The sequence below is a fragment of the Microbacterium phyllosphaerae genome (genome assembly GCF_017876435.1).
In the GTDB taxonomy this organism is placed as follows: Bacteria; Actinomycetota; Actinomycetes; order Actinomycetales; family Microbacteriaceae; genus Microbacterium; species Microbacterium phyllosphaerae.
This window is the reverse complement of sequence record NZ_JAGIOA010000001.1, coordinates 2,526,462-2,544,045: the sequence shown is the minus strand read 5'-3', so window position 1 is coordinate 2,544,045 and position 17,584 is coordinate 2,526,462. Positions and strand designations below refer to the sequence as shown.

General features: G+C 65.9%; 21 protein-coding genes and 4 tRNA genes. 13 read left to right on the top strand and 12 right to left on the bottom strand.

Annotation, left to right across the window (positions count from 1 at the left end; all coding sequences use genetic code 11):
- Positions 1 to 28: 28 nt before the first annotated feature.
- From zapE to JOF42_RS11905, 3 genes are all read left to right on the top strand, one after another.
- Positions 29 to 1,078, top strand: a complete 1,050-nt coding sequence (zapE, locus tag JOF42_RS11915; protein ID WP_210098044.1) for a cell division protein ZapE — start codon at positions 29 to 31, stop codon at positions 1,076 to 1,078.
- 115 nt (positions 1,079 to 1,193) lie between these two features.
- Positions 1,194 to 2,432, top strand: a complete 1,239-nt coding sequence (locus JOF42_RS11910; protein ID WP_210098043.1) for an ammonium transporter — start codon at positions 1,194 to 1,196, stop codon at positions 2,430 to 2,432.
- A gap of 20 nt (positions 2,433 to 2,452) precedes the next feature.
- Positions 2,453 to 3,031, top strand: a complete 579-nt coding sequence (locus tag JOF42_RS11905) for a type II toxin-antitoxin system PemK/MazF family toxin (protein ID WP_210098042.1) — start codon at positions 2,453 to 2,455, stop codon at positions 3,029 to 3,031.
- Here JOF42_RS11905 and JOF42_RS11900 read toward each other — a convergent pair.
- Entirely contained in the window at positions 2,972 to 3,658 is a 687-nt protein-coding gene (locus JOF42_RS11900) for a Pr6Pr family membrane protein (protein ID WP_210098041.1), read from the bottom strand. The genes JOF42_RS11905 and JOF42_RS11900 overlap by 60 nt on opposite strands.
- Positions 3,659 to 3,754: 96 nt before the next feature.
- Between JOF42_RS11900 and JOF42_RS11895 the strand changes: the two genes are divergently transcribed.
- Positions 3,755 to 4,135 carry an SPW repeat domain-containing protein gene (locus JOF42_RS11895; protein ID WP_056307564.1) on the top strand — a complete coding sequence of 127 codons (381 nt, stop codon included), beginning with the start codon at positions 3,755 to 3,757 and terminating at the stop codon, positions 4,133 to 4,135.
- A 50-nt stretch (positions 4,136 to 4,185) separates the two neighbouring features.
- Here the strand turns inward: JOF42_RS11895 and JOF42_RS11890 are convergent, their stop codons facing one another.
- Complete coding sequence (locus JOF42_RS11890) at positions 4,186 to 4,632, bottom strand: GIY-YIG nuclease family protein (RefSeq protein WP_307803595.1); 447 nt, start codon at positions 4,630 to 4,632, stop codon at positions 4,186 to 4,188.
- 63 nt (positions 4,633 to 4,695) lie between these two features.
- On the opposite strand from JOF42_RS11890, the gene JOF42_RS11885 reads away from it, so the two are divergent.
- Both JOF42_RS11885 and JOF42_RS11880 read left to right on the top strand, forming a co-directional pair.
- Positions 4,696 to 5,196 (top strand): RNA polymerase sigma factor, encoded by a 501-nt coding sequence (locus tag JOF42_RS11885; RefSeq protein ID WP_307803594.1) that lies wholly within the window; start codon positions 4,696 to 4,698, stop codon positions 5,194 to 5,196.
- Between the two features lie 86 nt (positions 5,197 to 5,282).
- Positions 5,283 to 5,666, top strand: coding sequence for a YybH family protein (locus JOF42_RS11880; protein ID WP_210098040.1), 384 nt, complete (start codon positions 5,283 to 5,285; stop codon positions 5,664 to 5,666).
- Positions 5,667 to 5,716: 50 nt separating this feature from the next.
- Here the strand turns inward: JOF42_RS11880 and JOF42_RS11875 are convergent, their stop codons facing one another.
- The 9 genes from JOF42_RS11875 to JOF42_RS11840 all read right to left on the bottom strand — a co-directional run bounded on the left by JOF42_RS11875 (position 5,717) and on the right by JOF42_RS11840 (position 12,630).
- Positions 5,717 to 6,508, bottom strand: coding sequence for an ABC transporter ATP-binding protein (locus JOF42_RS11875; protein WP_210098039.1), 792 nt, complete (start codon positions 6,506 to 6,508; stop codon positions 5,717 to 5,719).
- Positions 6,505 to 7,017: a FecCD family ABC transporter permease gene (locus tag JOF42_RS18105; RefSeq protein WP_307803593.1), complete on the bottom strand. Its 513-nt coding sequence runs from the start codon at positions 7,015 to 7,017 to the stop codon at positions 6,505 to 6,507. Before JOF42_RS18105 ends, JOF42_RS11875 begins: the two co-directional genes overlap by 4 nt.
- Complete coding sequence (locus JOF42_RS18100) at positions 7,014 to 7,571, bottom strand: iron chelate uptake ABC transporter family permease subunit (RefSeq protein ID WP_307803592.1); 558 nt, start codon at positions 7,569 to 7,571, stop codon at positions 7,014 to 7,016. Before JOF42_RS18100 ends, JOF42_RS18105 begins: the two co-directional genes overlap by 4 nt.
- Positions 7,568 to 8,596 carry an iron chelate uptake ABC transporter family permease subunit gene (locus tag JOF42_RS11865; RefSeq protein ID WP_210098038.1) on the bottom strand — a complete coding sequence of 343 codons (1,029 nt, stop codon included), beginning with the start codon at positions 8,594 to 8,596 and terminating at the stop codon, positions 7,568 to 7,570. Before JOF42_RS11865 ends, JOF42_RS18100 begins: the two co-directional genes overlap by 4 nt.
- A 10-nt stretch (positions 8,597 to 8,606) precedes the next feature.
- Complete coding sequence (locus JOF42_RS11860; protein WP_210098037.1) at positions 8,607 to 9,494, bottom strand: siderophore-interacting protein; 888 nt, start codon at positions 9,492 to 9,494, stop codon at positions 8,607 to 8,609.
- The gene (locus JOF42_RS11855) at positions 9,491 to 10,456 is read right to left on the bottom strand and encodes an ABC transporter substrate-binding protein (RefSeq protein ID WP_210098036.1); all 966 of its coding nucleotides are present in this window, start codon (positions 10,454 to 10,456) and stop codon (positions 9,491 to 9,493) included. The genes JOF42_RS11860 and JOF42_RS11855 overlap by 4 nt, the downstream gene beginning before the upstream one ends.
- A 111-nt stretch (positions 10,457 to 10,567) precedes the next feature.
- A complete protein-coding gene (locus JOF42_RS11850; protein ID WP_210098035.1) occupies positions 10,568 to 11,356 on the bottom strand; it encodes a helix-turn-helix domain-containing protein in 789 nt (262 codons plus the stop codon).
- An 84-nt stretch (positions 11,357 to 11,440) separates the two neighbouring features.
- Positions 11,441 to 12,442, bottom strand: a complete 1,002-nt coding sequence (locus JOF42_RS11845) for a SecDF P1 head subdomain-containing protein (RefSeq protein ID WP_210098034.1) — start codon at positions 12,440 to 12,442, stop codon at positions 11,441 to 11,443.
- Positions 12,443 to 12,557: 115 nt separating this feature from the next.
- Positions 12,558 to 12,630: transfer RNA gene (locus tag JOF42_RS11840), tRNA-Val, on the bottom strand.
- A gap of 151 nt (positions 12,631 to 12,781) precedes the next feature.
- Between JOF42_RS11840 and JOF42_RS11835 the strand changes: the two genes are divergently transcribed.
- From JOF42_RS11835 to JOF42_RS11815, 5 genes are all read left to right on the top strand, one after another.
- A tRNA-Gly gene (locus JOF42_RS11835) sits at positions 12,782 to 12,854 on the top strand.
- Positions 12,855 to 12,907: 53 nt separating this feature from the next.
- Positions 12,908 to 12,978, top strand: a tRNA-Cys gene (locus JOF42_RS11830).
- A gap of 25 nt (positions 12,979 to 13,003) precedes the next feature.
- Positions 13,004 to 13,075 (top strand) — tRNA-Val (locus JOF42_RS11825).
- Positions 13,076 to 13,236: 161 nt separating this feature from the next.
- Complete coding sequence (locus tag JOF42_RS11820; RefSeq protein WP_210098033.1) at positions 13,237 to 14,109, top strand: hypothetical protein; 873 nt, start codon at positions 13,237 to 13,239, stop codon at positions 14,107 to 14,109.
- Positions 14,110 to 14,432: 323 nt separating this feature from the next.
- Complete coding sequence (locus tag JOF42_RS11815) at positions 14,433 to 14,912, top strand: GNAT family N-acetyltransferase (RefSeq protein WP_210098032.1); 480 nt, start codon at positions 14,433 to 14,435, stop codon at positions 14,910 to 14,912.
- 53 nt (positions 14,913 to 14,965) lie between these two features.
- Here JOF42_RS11815 and JOF42_RS11810 read toward each other — a convergent pair whose 3' ends face one another.
- Entirely contained in the window at positions 14,966 to 15,541 is a 576-nt protein-coding gene (locus JOF42_RS11810; protein WP_210098031.1) for a hypothetical protein, read from the bottom strand.
- Positions 15,542 to 15,918: 377 nt separating this feature from the next.
- Here JOF42_RS11810 and JOF42_RS11805 point away from each other — a divergent pair, with 377 nt between their 5' ends.
- On the top strand, positions 15,919 to 16,236 hold the full coding sequence (locus JOF42_RS11805; protein WP_245340792.1) for a hypothetical protein: 318 nt from the start codon (positions 15,919 to 15,921) through the stop codon (positions 16,234 to 16,236).
- Positions 16,237 to 16,282: 46 nt separating this feature from the next.
- Positions 16,283 to 17,533, top strand: coding sequence for a hypothetical protein (locus tag JOF42_RS11800; RefSeq protein WP_210098030.1), 1,251 nt, complete (start codon positions 16,283 to 16,285; stop codon positions 17,531 to 17,533).
- Positions 17,534 to 17,584: the final 51 nt, after the last annotated feature.

Here is a 17,584-nt window from a genome sequence, read left to right as displayed (position 1 = left end):
ACAGGTGCGCCCCCGATACAGGACCCTGATGACCGACACGCCCAGCCGCACGGGCATCGTGCACCTGACCGATCGCCAGCCGACCGTCACCGGTCCCGAGATGCTCGCGAGTCTCGTTCCGCCGCCCCAGTTCGACGGAGCCACTTTCGACAGCTATCGGGCGGACGAGGCGTATCCCTCCCAGGAGGAGGCGAAGGAGACGCTGATCCGCTTCGCCGGACGCGGAGCGCCGGTCAAGCGGGGCGGATTCTTCAGCCGTGCGAAGAAGGAACCCGAAGTGAAGCCGGGCGTCTACCTCGACGGCGGCTTCGGCGTCGGCAAGACGCATCTGCTCGCGTCGATCTATCACGCGATGCCGGCCCGGAGGAAGTACTTCGGATCGTTCATCGAGTACACGGCGCTCGTGGGTGCGCTGGGGTACAAGAACACGGTCGACCTTCTGAAGGGCGCGGATCTGCTCTGCATCGACGAGTTCGAACTCGACGATCCGGGCGACACGATGGTGATGACCCGTCTCATCGGCGAGCTCGTGCCCACCGGCACCAAGCTGGCGGCGACTTCGAACACCCCTCCCAATGCGCTCGGCGAGGGTCGCTTCGCGGCGCAGGACTTCCTGCGTGAGATCCACGCGATGTCCGACAGCTTCCAGACGATCCGGATCGACGGAGTCGACTTCCGCCAGCGCGCGCTCGACGGGCACGCCGTGGTCAGCGAGGCCGGTGAATACGAGACGGCCGTCGAGACCGGCGCTGCCGCGGGAACGGCATCCGACGACTCCTTCGCCGACGTCATCCGTCACCTCGCGCGCGTCCACCCTTCTCGGTACCTGCGTGTGATCGCGGGCCTCGATCTCGTGGGCCTCCGTGACGTGCACGTGCTGACCGATCAGTCGGAGGCGCTGCGGTTCGTCGCATTCGTCGACCGCGTCTACGACGCGCAGATCCCCGTCGTCGCCACCGGCGTGAGCCTCGACCAGGTCTTCGCCGACGAGATGCTCGGTGGGGGATACCGCAAGAAGTACCTGCGCGCGATCTCCAGACTCAATGCACTTACACACGCGGATCGCAGTGTCGCGTAACGCGATGTTCACACACAGAGCCGCTCTGTAACGTCAGCGCAACAAACCTCACGCATTCCGGAAATCGGGCCTCGTCACACTGAAGCTCTCAGTTTCCCGAATGTGAGGTTTGACTATGGATGCTCCAGGCAACATCTCCTGGGCGATCACCGCGACCGCCCTCGTACTGCTCATGACGCCCGGCGTCGCCTTCTTCTACGGCGGCCTCGTGAAGGCCAAGAGCGTCGTCAGCATGATGATGATGAGCTTCGGCTCGATCGGTCTCGTGGCAGTGCTCTGGATCCTCTTCGGATTCTCGATGAGCGCCGTCGACAGCCCTACCGCCTTCGCAGGCAACCCCTTCGCCGACTTCGGCCTCTCGAGCCTCGCGGCCGGTGAGGGCTCGAACGTCGCGCTCCTAGGTGTCGCCTACGGCGCCACCTTCGCGATCATCACGGTCGCCCTGATCTCGGGCGCGATCGCCGACCGTGCGAAGTTCGGCAGCTGGCTGATCTTCGCCGGCGTCTTCGCGACCGTCGGATACTTCCCCGTCGCCGCATGGGTCTGGGGTGGCGGTTGGATCATGAACCTCGGCACCGCCCTCTTCGGTGAGGACAGCGGAATCGGTGTGATCGACTACGCCGGTGGTACCGCGGTGCACATCAACGCAGGTGCTGCCGCACTCGCACTCGCCATCGTCCTGGGCAAGCGCATCGGCTTCCAGAAGGGCATCCTCAAGCCGCACAACGTGCCGCTGACGCTCCTCGGCGCAGCGCTGCTGTGGTTCGGCTGGTTCGGCTTCAACGCCGGCGCGGAGTGGCTCGCCGAGGACATGGGCGGCGTCGGACTCATCGGCCTGAACACCCTCGGTGCCACGGCTGCCGCGATCCTCGGCTGGATCCTCATCGAGCGCATCAAGGACGGCAAGGCCACGTCGGTCGGCGCCGCCTCCGGTGCCGTCGCGGGTCTCGTCGCCATCACCCCGGCGTGCGCCAACCTCACGCCTGGCTGGTCGCTGCTGCTCGGTGCCGTCGCCGGTATCGTCTGCGCCCTGGCCGTCGAGATGAAGTTCCGTCTCGGCTTCGACGACTCGCTCGACGTCGTCGGCATCCACCTCGTCGGTGGTCTGCTCGGCACCCTCTACCTCGGCTTCTTCGCCACCGGCACCGGCCTGTTCGTCGGCGGCGACCTGCGTCAGCTGGCCGTCCAGGCGATCGCCGCACTGGGTGTGCTGATCTACTCCTTCGTGGTCGCGTTCATCATCGGATTCGCGATCGAGAAGACGATCGGCTTCCGCATCACGAGCGAAGACGAGATCGCCGGTGTCGACCAGGTCGTCCACGGCGAAGAGGGCTACGCACTCGCCGACGCCTGAGCTGCCGTTAGGGTGACCGTGTGAGCAAAACCGACGGCATCCTGGCACGACTCGCGGAGATCCTTCTCAAGGCACTGGGATCTGACCGGGCGCCTCGGACCACTGGTCCGAGGCGCCCGGTCTCGCGTCTGCGCACCTCCGATGAGGTGCATCCTTCTGCTCCGGGTGGCGCGGAGGCCCGGGCGCACGGGGTCGAGACTGTCCGTGTCGACCCGGATCGCATCGACGATCTCCGCATCGGGTACGCCCCCGACCGTGACGGCGCCCCCGATGCGGGCGAGATCATCTGGACCTGGGTTCCCTACGAGGAGAACGACGGTCGGGGCAAAGACCGACCGGTGCTGGTGATCGGCCGGGAATCCGCAGAGCGCGTCTACGCGGTACGGATGACGAGCAAGGCTCATGACGGTGACCGCGACTACCTGTCGATCGGCTCGGGAGCCTGGGACTCGCAGGGGCGTGAGTCGTGGGTCGACATCGAGCAGCTCTACAGCGTGCACGAGACCGGGCTACGCCGTGAAGCCGCGGTGCTCGACCGGTCACGCTACGGTCGGATCGCCTCCGCGCTCGCTCGGCGATACGGCTGGGCGAGCGCCTGACCACCGGGTCGGTCGGGGAAATCGAACCCGGCTGAGCGTCCACACGAGCGCACCCGACATGAGCAGTGCGACGAGCAGGCCCGCGACGTGGGCCGCGAGCGATGCCGCGCCGCGCTCGGGAAGCAGGAAGCCGTAGGGGACCCAGCCGTCGGTGGCCCCGCGCACGAGCACGACCCCCAGCCAGAGCACCGGGTAGGGGAGCACCACCCAGAGTCGTCGCCAGGGCATCGGCGGGCGGTCGGCGACGAAGACCCAGTCGAGCACGAGAAGGATCGGGAAGATCGCGTGCAGGGTCGCACTCACCCAGGCCGGCGCGCTCCCCGTGCCGGGGACGAGGACGTTGTAGACCACTCCCACGATGATCATGCAGGCCACGGCCACCGCACGCGCCGAGGTGAGCACCGGCGGCACCTGCTGTCCGCGCAGCGAGATCAGGCTCGATGAGATGAGGATGCCGGCCGTGAGCAGACTCGTCAGGTTCGTGAAGTACCCGAAGTGGTCGACGAGGCTCGCTCCCTGACGGGGGATGCCGATCACGTACGTGTAGAGCAGGATGCCCGTCACCGACGCTCCGGCAGCGAGCCTCAGAGCGGAGATCGCGCGAGGCGGCGGCGGCGTCGACGTCATCCGTCCAGCCTACGAGCGGGTGGGCGGCAATCCGTTTCGGCGCGGGCTGCGAACCATCTGTGAGTCGCAGCACGCGACGACACCACAGGAGGAATCATGCGTTTCATCCCCACCAAGGTCCACGGAATTCTCGACTACATCGTCGGAGTGGCGCTGATCGCTGCTCCGTGGCTGTTCGGCTTCGCGAGCATGGGCGGCCCCGCCGTGATCATCCCGATCGTGCTCGGCGTCGGACTCATCGTCTACAGCCTCTTCACGAAGTACGAGTGGGGCCCCTTCGGCTTCATCCCGATGCCCGTGCACCTCGTCTTCGACATCGTCGCGAGCCTGTTCCTGGCGCTGTCGCCGTGGATCTTCGGCTTCTCGACCGAGGCGCCGAACGTCTGGGTGCCGCACGTGGTCGTCGGCGTCGCGGTGATCATCGTGGTGCTGTTCTCGCAGCCGCAGCCCGCGAAGGTCAAGGCCGCACGCGCCTGACCCCGCTGAACTCTGAAGCCCCGCACGGAACGTCGGCCCCGTGCGGGGCTTCAGTTCTGCAGCGACGCGCTCACCCAGCGCGCGTAGAGCTGCCAGGGGTCGGCGACGGTGCGGAGGCCGCCGATGTGGCGCTCGAGCTGTGGGGTGAGCGTGAACCACTCGCCGCCCTCGCGGATGTCGGCGAACTGCCGATGTCTCGCCTGCTCCACCGCACGCCCTCCCTGCTCGAAGGCGAGGAGCTCTTCGTGACGGATGCTGGCGAGTCGCTGACGAGGCCGTCTGCTCGTGCCGATCTTCACCCGGCGGTCGTACCGGATGTAATAGACGACCTCGATCACCGGGCGCGGGAGGTCGGGGTCGGGGGAGTCGCCGTAGCGCCACCCACACCAGGCACACATCAGAGCCGCCGCCACGCGCACCGCGTCGCAGTGCCCGCAGAGTGCACAGGGGCTCGGCAGCGGGGTCGTCGTCACCATCGGCACGCTACCGGCGGCCACGGACGCCGCGTTCGAGGCTCGGCTAGCATGAGGCCGAATGCCCGAATCCACGAGGGGATCCGTGTGAACGCCGAAGTCATCGCCGTCGCCTCCGCGCGTCTCGACACCATGCTGCGCAGGGAGCCCCAGCGGCTGCGCAGGCGCAGCATCTCGCTCGGTGTGCCGCCGGCGGATGCCGACGACGCGGCGCAGAACGCGGCGCTTCGAGCCTGGCGTTCACTCTCCGCGCTCCGCTCGGCGGATGCCGGCCCGATGTGCGCGTGGCTCGACACGATCGTGCGGACGACCGCCATCGACATGAACCGCGCACGCAAGGACGATCTCGGTGAGGTCCTGTGCGAGCGGCTCGCGTCGCCGCAGGACGTCGAAGCGGAGGCGGAGCTGCGGGAACGGCTCGAGGCGGCATTCCGCGCGATCGACGAACTCCCCGATGATCTTCGCCAGCCTCTTCTGATGAGCGTCGTCGACGGCCTGACGGCGCAGGAGATCGCGCAGAGGCTCTCCATCACGTCGGCCGCGGCGCGTCAGCGTGTGTCCCGCGCACGGCGCGCGCTGCGCACCTGATCGGCGGTCCTGTCACATCCGTCGCTCCTGAACGTCCTTCTCGATGGGCCGCTTCCGCGGTCTCTCACCTGACGAAGGAGCACATCATGCCCACGACCCCGGTCACCTCGCTCGATCAGCTCAACCTCGCGTTCGCCGAGCGCTTCAACGCCCGCGACATCGAGGGCCTGCTCGCCCTGAACCTGCCGGATGCGGTGTTCGCCCCGGCGCCTGGCCACCCCGTCGAGGGTGAGGACTCGATCCGCGGCGCGCTCGAGCAGTTCCTCGCGCTCGGTCTGCCCATCACCATGAACGTCCGGCACGTGTTCGAGGCGGGTTTTGTCGGACTCGCCGTCGCCGATTGGACGCTCGAAGGCACGGGTCCCGACGGCTCGGAGGTGAAGCTCGGCGGAAGCACCGCCGACGTCGCCGTGCACGACGACGAGCACGGCTGGCGCTACGCGATCGACAACCCCTTCGGCACCGCCTGAGGCCCGCTCGTGGGCGGCGTCTGCAGAGGAGGGGCCGCCGCCCGCGGACTTCAGCGCGGAACCACGAGAGGGGTTCCCGTGTGCGGGTCGGCGATGATCGAGCACTCCAGTCCGAAGACCTCCGCGACGCGGTCGGAGGTCACGATCGACGCGGGGTCGCCGGAGGCGACGATCCGACCGTCGCGCATCATGATCATGTGATCCGCGAACCGCGCCGCCTGGTTGAGATCGTGCAGCACGGCGACGATCGTGCGTCCCTGCTGGTGCAGACCGTGGAAGAGCCGCAGCAGGTCGTATTGGTGCGCGATGTCGAGGAAGGTCGTGGGCTCGTCGAGCAGCATGGTCGGCGACTCCTGCGCGAGCAGCATCGCGACCCACACACGCTGGCGCTGTCCTCCGGAGAGCTCGTCCACCAGCCGGCCGGCGAGTTCCGTCGTCCCCGTCGCGGCGAGTGCCGCGGCGACGGCCGTCTGATCGTCATGGGACCACTGCCGAAGGATCGTCTGGTGCGGATGGCGCCCCCGCGCCACGAGATCGGAGACGCGGATGCCGTCGGGGGCGATCGAGGTCTGCGGAAGCAGGCCGAGGCGTCGAGCGATCTCCTTGGTGGGGAGCTCGGTGATCGCACGGCCGTCCAGCAGCACCTGACCTTTCCGGGGCTTCAGGAGTCGGGCGAAGGCGCGCAGCAGCGTCGACTTGCCGCAGGCGTTAGGCCCGACGATGACCGTGAAGGCGCCCGCGGGAATGTCGACTCCGAGGTGCTCCGACACGACACGGCCGTCGTAACCGATCGTGAGGTCGTCGGCGCGAAGCCGCGCGGTGGAGGTGTCGATGACGGTCATCGCTTTCTCGCTTCCTGGATGAGCAGCCACACCAGATACAGGCCGCCGAGGCAGACCGTGACGATCCCGACGGGGATCTGAGTGGGCGCGAACAGCCTCTGCGCCAGCACGTCGCTGCATACCAGCAGCAGGGCGCCGACCGAGGCAGACGCCGTGAGAGTCACGCTCGCGGATCCGGTCAGACGTCGGGCGATCTGCGGGGCGGCGAGGGAGATGAACGCGATCGGTCCGGCCATCGCCGTCACCGCGGCGGTCAGACAGACGCCGAGAACGATGAGGGTCAGCCGCGTGCCACCGGTGCGGACGCCGAGCGCCGAGGCCGTGTCGTCTCCGAGTTCGAGCAGATGCATCCGATCGGCGAGCGTGGCCACGGCGATGCCGATCGGGACGATGACGCACGCGGCGATGGCGACCTGTTCGGCGGTGATGACGTTGAGCGATCCCGCGCCCCATGCGCTGGCGAGCATCGCGATCCGCAGGTCGGCATTGAGGATGATCCACGTGTTCACCGACGCCAGCATCGAGGCGACCCCATGCCGACGATGATGAGACGGAAGCCCGTGAAGCCCCGACGGAACGCGAGCAGGTAGACGAGCAGCGCCGTCGCCGCGCCGCCCGCCAGTGCGGCGGCGGCGGTCGAGGCGACGCTGATGCCCATGGTGGTGATCACGATGAGCGCACCGGTGTAGGCGCCGGCATCGAAGCCGATGACATCGGGGCTGCCCAGCGGGTTGCGGGTCAGCGATTGGAAGATCGCACCGCCGATGCCGAGTGCGATGCCGAACACCAGCGCGGCGAGGACACGGGGGAGTCGCCACTCGATGATCACGAGCTCGGCGCGCGGATCGCCGAAACCGAGGAGCGTCGTGAGCACCTCGCCGGGAGAGAACGGGGCGTCGCCGAGCGTCAAGGCGAAGACGCCCACGGCGATGGCGGCGAGCAGAGAGGCCACCGTCACGATGGTGGCGCGGACCCCGATGCGACGAGAGAAGGCATCGGTCCGGGGCGCGAAGACCCGTCGACCGGCATCGACCTCGGTCGACGCAGAGAGCAGAGCGGTCACAGTCCGCTGACCTTCTTCCTGCGGACGAGGGCGATGAGCACGGGAGCGCCGATCAACGCGGTGACCACAGATACCGGCAGCTCTCCGGTGCGAAGGACCAGCCGACCCACGACGTCTGCGGTCAGCAGCAGCAGGGGAGCGGCGAAGACGGTGCCCAGGAGGATCCATCCCTGATGCGGTCCGACGAACCAGCGGACGGCGTGCGGCACCATCAGGCCGACGAAGGCGATGGGCCCCGCCGCGGCGGTGGCGGCTCCGCAGAGCAGGGTGACGGCGACGATCGACAGCACCCGGGTGAGCACGACGCGCGATCCGAGAGCGGTCGCCAGGTCGTCGCCCAGCGCCAGGGCGTTCAGCGAGGGTGCGAGACAGAAGGCCAGCACGAGCCCGAGCAGGAGGAAGGGGAGCACCGAGTAGACATCCGGGGTGAGCGCCGACAGCGATCCCGCGTTCCACCAGCGGATCGAGTCGAAGGCCTTCGGATTCAGAAGCCCGATCGCAGCGACGACGCCTCCCATGACGGCACCGAGCGCGACGCCGGAGAGCGTCATGCGCATCGGGTCGGGCGCTGTGCGGCCCGCGGAGCCGATGAGGTAGACGAGCACCGTCGCGACGGTGGCTCCTGCGAAGGCGAACCAGATGTATCCGCTGGCGGCGGTGAGTCCGAAGAACGCCACGCCGGTCGTGACCCCGAGGCTGGCACCCGCGTTGACTCCGAGAATCCCGGGGTCCGCGAGCGGATTGCGGGTGAAGCCCTGGATGAGCGCCCCGGCGATGCCGAGAGCGGCGCCGACCGCCAGACCGATGAAAGTGCGGGGGACGCGCATGCCCTGGACGATCGCGCCGGGGTCGCCTGCCCCGGTCGTCAGTCCGCTCCACACCTCGTCGACGCTGATGCGCTGGGAGCCGAGGAAGATGCTGGCGACGCACACGAGCGCCAGTGCGATGACGAGGACGAGCACGACCAGGCCCCGGCGCGTGGCCGAGACCTGGGTCGTCTGCTCCTCGGAGAGAACGGCGGTCATGAGCCGGTGATCACAGACCCAGCTTCTCGAGCTCGGCCTCGTAGGCTTCCTCGATGTCCTCTGCGGCGCGGGTGTCGTCGTCCCACATCGCCATCAGACGCGCGTGGATGGATTCGTCGAGGGACTCGTACCTCTCACGCCAGGCTTCGGCATTCTCGGTCCAGTAACCGATCACCTTGTATGCGGACGCGGGGAGCTTGAGCTCGTGACGCAGGTGCTTGCGCACGCCACGAGTCGCCTTGGTCTCCGCGACCCACACGTACCCCGGGCCGCGGGGAAGATCGGAGGCTCGGAGGATCTCCTCGATGCGGGTGGGGGCATGGCCGTTGCCTCCGTGCACCCAGTGCAGCTCGACGCCCTCCGCCGGTGTGAGATCCAGCTCGTCCTCAGGTGTCGGGACCTCGAGCACCACGCGGGTGCGGATCCCGGACGGAGCGTTCTCGGCGAGGCGCGCGGCGGCGGGGAGCCCGGTCGCGTCGGCGATCAGCAGTTGCCATTCGATGCCGGCGGGCGGGTCGTACAGCCCCTTCGGGGTGTTGACGCCGACCACGTCGCCCGGCTTCGCATGCAGAGCCCAGGCCGCGGCCACGCCGCCCTCGTGCACGACGAAGTCGATCGTGAGTTCGCCGACCGCGGCATCCCATCCGCGCACCGTGTAGGTGCGCATCGGTGCCGGCTCGACGCCCTCGGGGAAGTCCCAGTAGCCGTCATCCGTGGGGAAGGGGAGGTTCGGCTCGTGCTGACCCTCGGTGGGGAAGAACACGCGGAAGTACTCGTCGCCGACCCCGGTGGAGACGAATCCGTCGAGTCCGTCTCCGCCGAACACGATGCGGACCATGCCGGGGCTCAGACGCTCGACGCGCTGGACGATGATGCGGTGGATCAGGTTGACGCTCATCCGAGAAGCGCCTTCTCGACCACGGTGAGGAACGCGTCCATGCCGCTGGGTGAGCCGTAGATCATCTCGTAGTTGTACGGGAAGTAGGCGCCGTCCTGCACGAACGACAGGTTCTGCCAGAGCTGGTTCTGCTGCAGTGCTGCGTCGTCCTCGATCCACACCGTGCCGTCCTCATCTGCTCCGGTGAAGACCACGTCGACGCCCTCGAGCTGACCGACCTGCTCGGCGCTGAGCTCGGTGTAGTCCTCGCTCGCGGGGAGGCCCTCGTCGGTGGCGTTCATGAGTACGTGCATCTCGAGCCCGAGATCGGCGAACACCAGGCACGGCACGCCGTAGCACGAGGTCGTGACCTGACCGTCGAAGTAGCCGACGTCGGCGACGACGGGGTGGATGTCTGCCGCGTCGAGGCGCGCCTTGATGTCGGCGACGCGCTCCTCGTACTGGTCCACCCAGGCCTGCCACTGGTCTTCGCGTCCGAGATCGGATGCCGCCTGCGCGACCACATCGCGCCAGTCGCCGCCGTCGAAGGCGTTGTAGGTGTAGGTCGGGGCGATCTTCTGCAGCTTGCCGTCGAGGTTCTCCTCATAGCCCAGCCCGTTGAGGATGAAGTCCGGGTCGGCCTCGAGCACGGCCTCGAGGTTGAACTCGGGGAAGTTGCCGAAGGTCTCGAGTCCCTCGAGCTCCTCCTGGGGGAAGAACGCGGGGAATGAGGTGAAGTCGTCGCGGATCGGCTGGGTGTCGGCGAGCTCGAAGCCGAGGGTGATGAGGATGTCGAGATCCGTCGTGTAGAAGCCGAGGGCGGACTGCGGCTCGGCGGGGATCTCGATGTCGACCCCGGCGGGCGTGGTGAGCTCGACGGTCTCGGCGTCACCGGAAGAGCCTGCGGCGGTGGAGCCGGCGCAGGAGGTGAGCAGGAGGCCGGTCGCGGCGAGCGCGACGAGTGGGAGGGGCGTGGAGCGCATGGATCGTCTTCCGGATGTGGGTGTCGGGAGGGCGCCAAGGAAGTTAGCTAAGGCTTGGCTTACCTAGTATGAACCGGCCCTGTGTTGCGCAGGTGCCAGCCGGTGTCGCGCTCAGGCCGACTTCTTGGTCGCTTCGCTGCGCACCGAGGCGAATTCGCCGGGGGTGCGACCCAGCTCTCGTCGGAAGGCCTGCACGAACGCACTCGGCGTCGCGTATCCGGAGCGCCGACTGACGTGCGCGACGGTGTGGTCGGCGGCCAGCCACTCGATGGCGCGGCGCATGCGTGCGCGTGTGCGCCAAGTCGAGAAGCTCAGGCCCGTCTCAGCGACGAAGAGGCGAGACAGGTTGCGGGCGCTCGCGCCCACGTGGCGGCCCCAGTCCTCGATCGATCGGGCGTCGGCAGGGTCGGAGAGGAGTGCTTCGGCGACGAGTCGCGTCCTCATGTCAAGGGGGAGGGGAAGGTCGATCGTCGACACCTCGACAGGCTCGAGCAGGCTCAGTGCCAGCTCTTCAGCATGCAGACGCGGGGAGGCGGAGAGGTATGGGAATGCTTCGAGCCGGTCGAGCAGCGCCCGGACCACTTCGGGAATCGCGACGGCTGTCGTCCGGGCGGCGACCGCGTCGATGTCGGCGTCGATGAACGTGCAGCGGAAGACGGTGCCTGCCGCCGCCACCACGCGGTGCGTCACGCCGGCCGGGATCCAGAGGCCGAGGGATCCGGGGATGGCGAAGTAGCCGTCATCGGTCTCTGCGGTCAGTGCGCCCCGTGTGCCCCAGAGCAGTTCGTGCCGATCGTCGTGGGAGTGCGCATCCCACTCGACGTGATCTGCGAGTTCGAACGAGTTGGTGTCGATGCGCCAGGCGACGGACTCGTCGGGATGCTGGCCGATCGGCGACATCTTCTCCCCGCCTGCTGTCTCGCGTCATGGTTAGGTCACCCTAAGTTACCATGGCGGACGGGTCCGCTCAGCGGGCGGGTTCGCTCAGCGGGCGGTGAACGACACTCCGCTGCTGAGCAGCTGCAGTCGGGCGGCGAGGAGTTCCGCGTCGAGCGTCGCGCCGGAGATCTGGAACTCGCCGGCGAGCTCTTCGGCGACGGTGGGCGCACTGATGACGCCGATGAAGTCGACGAGGGCGATCTGATTGCCCGGCGCGGTCGCGTCGGAGGCCTCGCGGGTCCACGCGGCGAACTCCTCGGCGGCAGCGTCGGACAGGGTCACGGCCACGACGTCGCCGCTCACCTCGACCTCGGCGATGGCGTTTCCGACCAGGCGCGCGGAAGAGGGGAGGAGCAGCTGGGTCACCATGGCTTCGTCGCAGGCGAGGACGTGCTCCTCCACAGTCATCGGACCGAACCGCAGCGCATCGCACGGGGGAGTCGTCGAACCGTCGCCGAGGTCTGCGCCTCCGGTCGCCGGGTGGACCGCGTCCACCGCGTAGAACCCTTCGGCGGCGGGAGTGGAGACGGCACGAGCGAACGCGTCGACATCGGTGCTCGTGGCATCCGCGCCGAAGGTCACGGCGAGAGTATCGGCGTTCGTCTCGGTGATGTCGACCATCTCGACACCGGCGTTCTCTGCATAGAAGGAGAGTGCGGTACGTGCGGCTGCGAGAGTCGCCGAGTCGAGCTCGCGCTCCGACGTGACCTCGATGACGAGTTCATCGCCGGATTCCGATCCCGACGGCGGTGTCGACTCGGAGGGTGCCGCGGTATCGGGCGTCCTCGGGGCGGGCCCTCCGGAAAGCACGCCTCCGAAGCCGACCAGGAGGACGATCGCGATCGTCCACACGGCGCTGAGCAGTGCCCCGATCACGACGGCCGTGTTCGCGACCACCGTCGGTGATCCGGAAGCCTTCGACTTCGCGCGGGCGAGGAGTCCCAGCACGAAGCCCACGAGAGGAAGGATGATGGCGAGCGCCAGCGCCACGATCGACAGCGTGCTGGAGCGCGTGTCCCGTGAGGGCGAGTACGGGGAGTCGGTCATGGTGGGCTCTCTTTCTTCGCAGGGAAGGCGGGCGGCGGTCACGTACGGACCTGACGGCTGGTATCGCAACACGAGAAAGCCCCGCACAACTCTCGTTGTGCGGGGCCTGTGCCTGTGGGCGATACCGGACTCGAACCGATGACCTCTTCCGTGTGAAGGAAGCGCGCTACCAACTGCGCCAATCGCCCATACCCTGGGGTACGTCAACCGATACTACCGGACGGTCGGAGCCGTCGCTGACCACCCTGGGAGACACGCGCGAGATTCGCTTCCGGTTTGGACAGTCGTGAATCTTCGGCTAATGTTTCATAAGTGCCCGGGACAACAACCGGGAACAACGCGGATGTAGCGCAGTTGGTAGCGCACAACCTTGCCAAGGTTGGGGTCGCGAGTTCGAGTCTCGTCATCCGCTCAAGTGCAGGGGCCTTCTTCGGAAGGCCTTCCGCACGTGGGGTCAATCCACACGGTGGCGTGGCCGAGCGGCTAGGCACCGGCCTGCAAAGCCGTTTACACGGGTTCGAATCCCGTCGCCACCTCTCACAAACTGAATAGCCCACTTGGGCGCGATTGGCGCAGCGGTAGCGCGCTTCCCTGACACGGAAGAGGTCACTGGTTCGATCCCAGTATCGCGCACAACGAAACCCCCGGATTTCCGGGGGTTTTTTGTCGTCTGGGGAAGCTCGGGCAACATCTGGGCAATATGATCCGGCAATAGTGCGCCCCGAAAACTTCTTGGTTACAACTTGATCTCAGCAGCGGGATCAAGTGAATGCCCGCTCCGACAAGGGGTGACCATGAAAGCTCAGGCAGCGACCGTCGCGCACGGTCCAGCGGGGGAGACGGCGGAGTACGTCTACGTGACGCCAGAGATGGCAGTCGAGTGGCTGGCGGTCAACATCGACCGCAACCGGAACATGCGCAAGAGTCGCATCAACGGGTACGTCCGTGACATCCAGAGTGATCGCTGGGTGATCACGGGGGAGGCGATCAAGTTCGACACGGCGGGTCATCTGATCGATGGTCAGAACCGTTGTCAGGCGATCGTTGCAGCGGCGAAGGGAGCTTGGGTGCTCGTCGTTCGCGGTATCAGTGAGGACGCACTGGTGGTCCTCGACTCGGGCTCAGCGCGCAACACGGGGGACATGCTCGTGATCACCGGTTTGGCAGACCGAGCGGACGCCAAGGACGTCGGTGCCATCGCGCGTCTCTATTCCGCGTTCCAGGCCGGCGACGTGAAGCACGCCGCTTCTCATATCGGGGGGAGCTCGGGACTTACGAAGTCGGAGATGGCAGACGCGGTCCTTTCGATCCCAAGCATCGAGTTTGCAGCGCGTCACGCCCGCGGCATGTACCGCTACCTGCGACTGCCGGTCAGTGCGCTCGGTGTCGCCTACCTCGAGTTCTCAAAGCTCGATGTAGATGACACTGCTGAGTTCTTCAATCGAATCCGAGACGGAGTTCAGAACGGTCCCGGCGACCCCTTCCTGACGCTCACTCGGCGAGTCTCCAATGACCTTCAATCGGGCGCATCACGGCGCATCCTTCCCGGCCAGGCGCTCTTCTATCTGTTCCGCACCTGGAATGCCTTCCGGGAGCGGGAAGCCCTAGTGAAGCTGCAGGTTGGCTCTCCGCAGGCTGGCTTCACGCCAATCCCGGTGCCAAAGTGACTCGAGAAGCTTCCTGGCGCCTTGCTTGCTCGCTCAGCATCAACTACAGAAGAGCGATCCTGAAGATTGAACCTGTAGATGAGCTTCACTGCGACCGAGGCAGCGCTCAAATCTGGATCTGAGATTCAGGATTGTGCTATACGGTATATCCATGACCAAGATCCTCGCCAACAAGATTTCGCTACAGGCTGGCCCTGCTGCGCCCGTTGGCACTGACGATCTTACGGACGCGGAGCGAACCGCTCTGGCTATGGTTAGCGCCCGAAACCAGGCTCGCACTCCACGCAGCCGCGAGCTTGTGGCCGCTTGGCGCGATCGCAAGCGTGCCGCTTGAATGGTCTGAGAGCGTACTCGCCGATCGCGGAGAGCTCCAGATTTTTGCGTGTGCTCACCCTGAGCGTGTAAGGCGCGTAACGCCTGGTCCAAACTCTCACCCGCGGCCGTATCAGCACGCTGTTCAGTCGTATATCAGGTCGTTCAGAGCCCCCTCACGTACCTCTATGGTTGCTTTGGTGGCTCGAGATGAGCACGGAATAGCTGCCTTTGCGGAGTACGAGCCGCCCGATCAAACCGGGGATGCATGGATCGGTCACATCGGTCGGGCGAACAGGCTCGCCGGCACGAATGTGGGTGCGGAGATCCTCGAGGAGGTTCTGCGGCGGGTGAGGGAGACCGGAGCGGAGACTGTCTCCACGAAGATTCACTTCGCCAACAACGCGTCGCAGCGGCTTGCGAAGTCCTTCGGCTTCGAATGCGTAGGGTTTGACGGTCAGTATGGCGTTTGGGCGCTGTATCTGCGTTGAGAGCGGGGCTGTCCGCAGACGTGGTGCAGGCGAAACGCCATCGCACGTGTCGGTCAGTCCTTAATGCCGAAATGCTTGCGGACCGACTTCTCGAGTGCGGCCGAGACCCGGTGCAGGCGATCCACGCTCTCGGACCTCACCAGCTCATTTTCCGCGAAGAACAGGTCGCCCGCGGCTGTCTGCAGATCGTTGATTGCATCCCGAACGCCCTTGGGGGCGATTAGTTGGAGCGACGAGCTTTCGCCCATCAGGGCATCGAACGTCTCGTAGAAATTGGTTCCCGATCGTTCGCGAATGGGAGGTGGATCGTTGCTTTCGCCCCTGTGCATCTGGTCGACGGCTAGCTCAGAGAAGACGCTCAAGGCCGTCTCATGATCGAACGAGTCCTGGATAAGCTGCCGGGTCGTGGTCATGACCATCGATGTATGGTCCAGGATCTTCTGATCCCATCGCTCGACATTCGCGCGCTTCGTTCGACGATTCTCCTGGGTGAGATTGAACACGAACGCGAGCACCGCGCCTAGCACGAGAAAGGACCCCGCGATAACTGGGGCACCCCACCAGGGTGCGCTGCTTGAGGGGCCGGTCGCGTGTACGAGTGCGAGGTGGGAGTACGTCAGAGAGAGCATGGCGACAATCTAGCGGTGGAGTCGCATGCCGCCCGGCCCACAGGCTCTAAGCGTAGGAGCGGTGTACGTGCCAGCCGTCCTCGCCCTTATAGAGGTCGAAAACTAGTGACACGCCATCGTCGTTGGTTCCTTGGAATCGCCACCCGTAGAGGCCCGTGTGGGACTCGAGGGACGCGGTCCAGACTGAGTGGCGCAACCGTGTCGGGGTGTCTGTGACGCGCCATCGTCGGCCCGCGTAGACCATGCGCGTGGGGATGTCGTTGACCATCCATAGGGTTGTGGGGTGTTCGACAGTTAGGGCGTCCATGGGTTAAGACTGTAGAACAGATGTTCGAATCTTGCTACCCTGGTTTGAGGCCGGAAGAAGGGATGCCGGCATGGGGACGAGCAAGCGGTTAGCCCCGTACTACGACATGCAGGCACAACATCAGGCGATTCTCACTGCGGCGAAACAAGGCCCCTTGCAGTCTCTGTCGGATCGCGAGCTCGGCGTGCGCGAAACTCCCGTCACGATCTACCCTCCTGCTGCTCAACGTCGAGTACGCGCGTGGGTGAGATTCGGACTTGAGCCCGTCTGTGTAGACGCGAAGGTCGTGCGGTCGACACCGCTCGCTGCAGGCATTGAGTTCAAGGCCGGCGACCGGGTGTTTCGCTGCTGGGTATGGGGCAACGCAGTCTCGTCCCAAGACGATTGATGCGGAACTCTTTGTGCCGGGCCTGAGGCCGCTAGGGTCTGAGGTTATGACCTCGCCCGAAGACATCGATGCCTTCAAGCGCCACCCTCTTTGGGATGCCGTCGACGATGTGAAGATCGAACTACGCCGAACTCGTCCGCTAAGCGACATCGATCGAGCGACTACCGCTCGAGCGAAGAACGTCATGCAGTACCTGAGCGCGTTCGGTAACGTCTCGCCTGACTTGTTTCCGAGCCAACGACTTAATCAGGCCGCCATGTTCCACAACCTCGTTCAGGCGCTGGAAAGCCAGGTGCAGGGGTGGGATCAATCGGGGGCTATGGCTCCGAACACGGTTACTCAAATCGACGCACTCTGCGATCAGATTCTGGGGGAGCTCAGCAGAGGATTCTGGCCGGCTCTCCCTAACCCGTCTCGCTCGGTTCAGGTCATCGACGCGGCGCGCAACTATGTCGAGACAGCAGAGTCATCGCTGCAAGCTCTTCAGGCAGACGCCGAGTTGGCGCACAGTGAGGCGCAAGCTGCTCTTCAAGCATCCTCCGCGGCGACCCAGATGGCGCAGAGCGTCGCAGCCGAGGCGCAGTCGACGATCGACAGGTTTGTTTCCGAACAGACAGTGATCACCGATGAGTGGAACGCGACGCACAGTGACACTCTCCGCAAGATTGAAATTGACGCCGGCAAGCAACGAGAACAGGTATCTTCGCTTGCTCAGAGTCAACGAGACCAACTGGAGGCTCGGGCTGAGAGGTCCATCACCTCTCTGGCGAAGGACGCTGAACTTGGCCAGCAGCTAGTTCAGCGCGTTGGCGACCAGGCGCGAGCTGGTGGGTACGACAAGTTTGCCCGGCGAGAACGTTTCGCTTACCGGCTTTGGATTGCAGCCGGGAGCCTTGCAGTCATCGCCACTCTCGCCTATCTCGGACTCGAGCTCCGAGAGATCGCCCAGCTTAACGAGGCGCCGGACCTGACGGTCACGCTTCTGAAAACTGGTCTCTCGGTCACGGCTATCGCATTCTCCGGGTTCTGTTTCCGGGAAGCAGGGAAGCGGCAGCGCAACGCAATCGAAGCGAACTACCGCGCTCTCGATCTTCTCGCGCTCGAACCGTTCACGGAAGGTATGTCTGAGACCGAAGCCACCGCGTTCCGGAGGATGCTCGGCGAACGAATCTTTGCGTCTTCTCCTGAACCGCAGGGCAGACGATCAGATGAGAAGGTAACGACGTTCCGCATTGACTTGGCTGACATCAAGACTGTCGCCGACACGGCTAAAGCGGTCAAGGATCTTGGATCTTAGTTCGTAGCCCCTCGCGGTCCGTTCGCCGCACGGTCGCCGACTGCGAGCGAT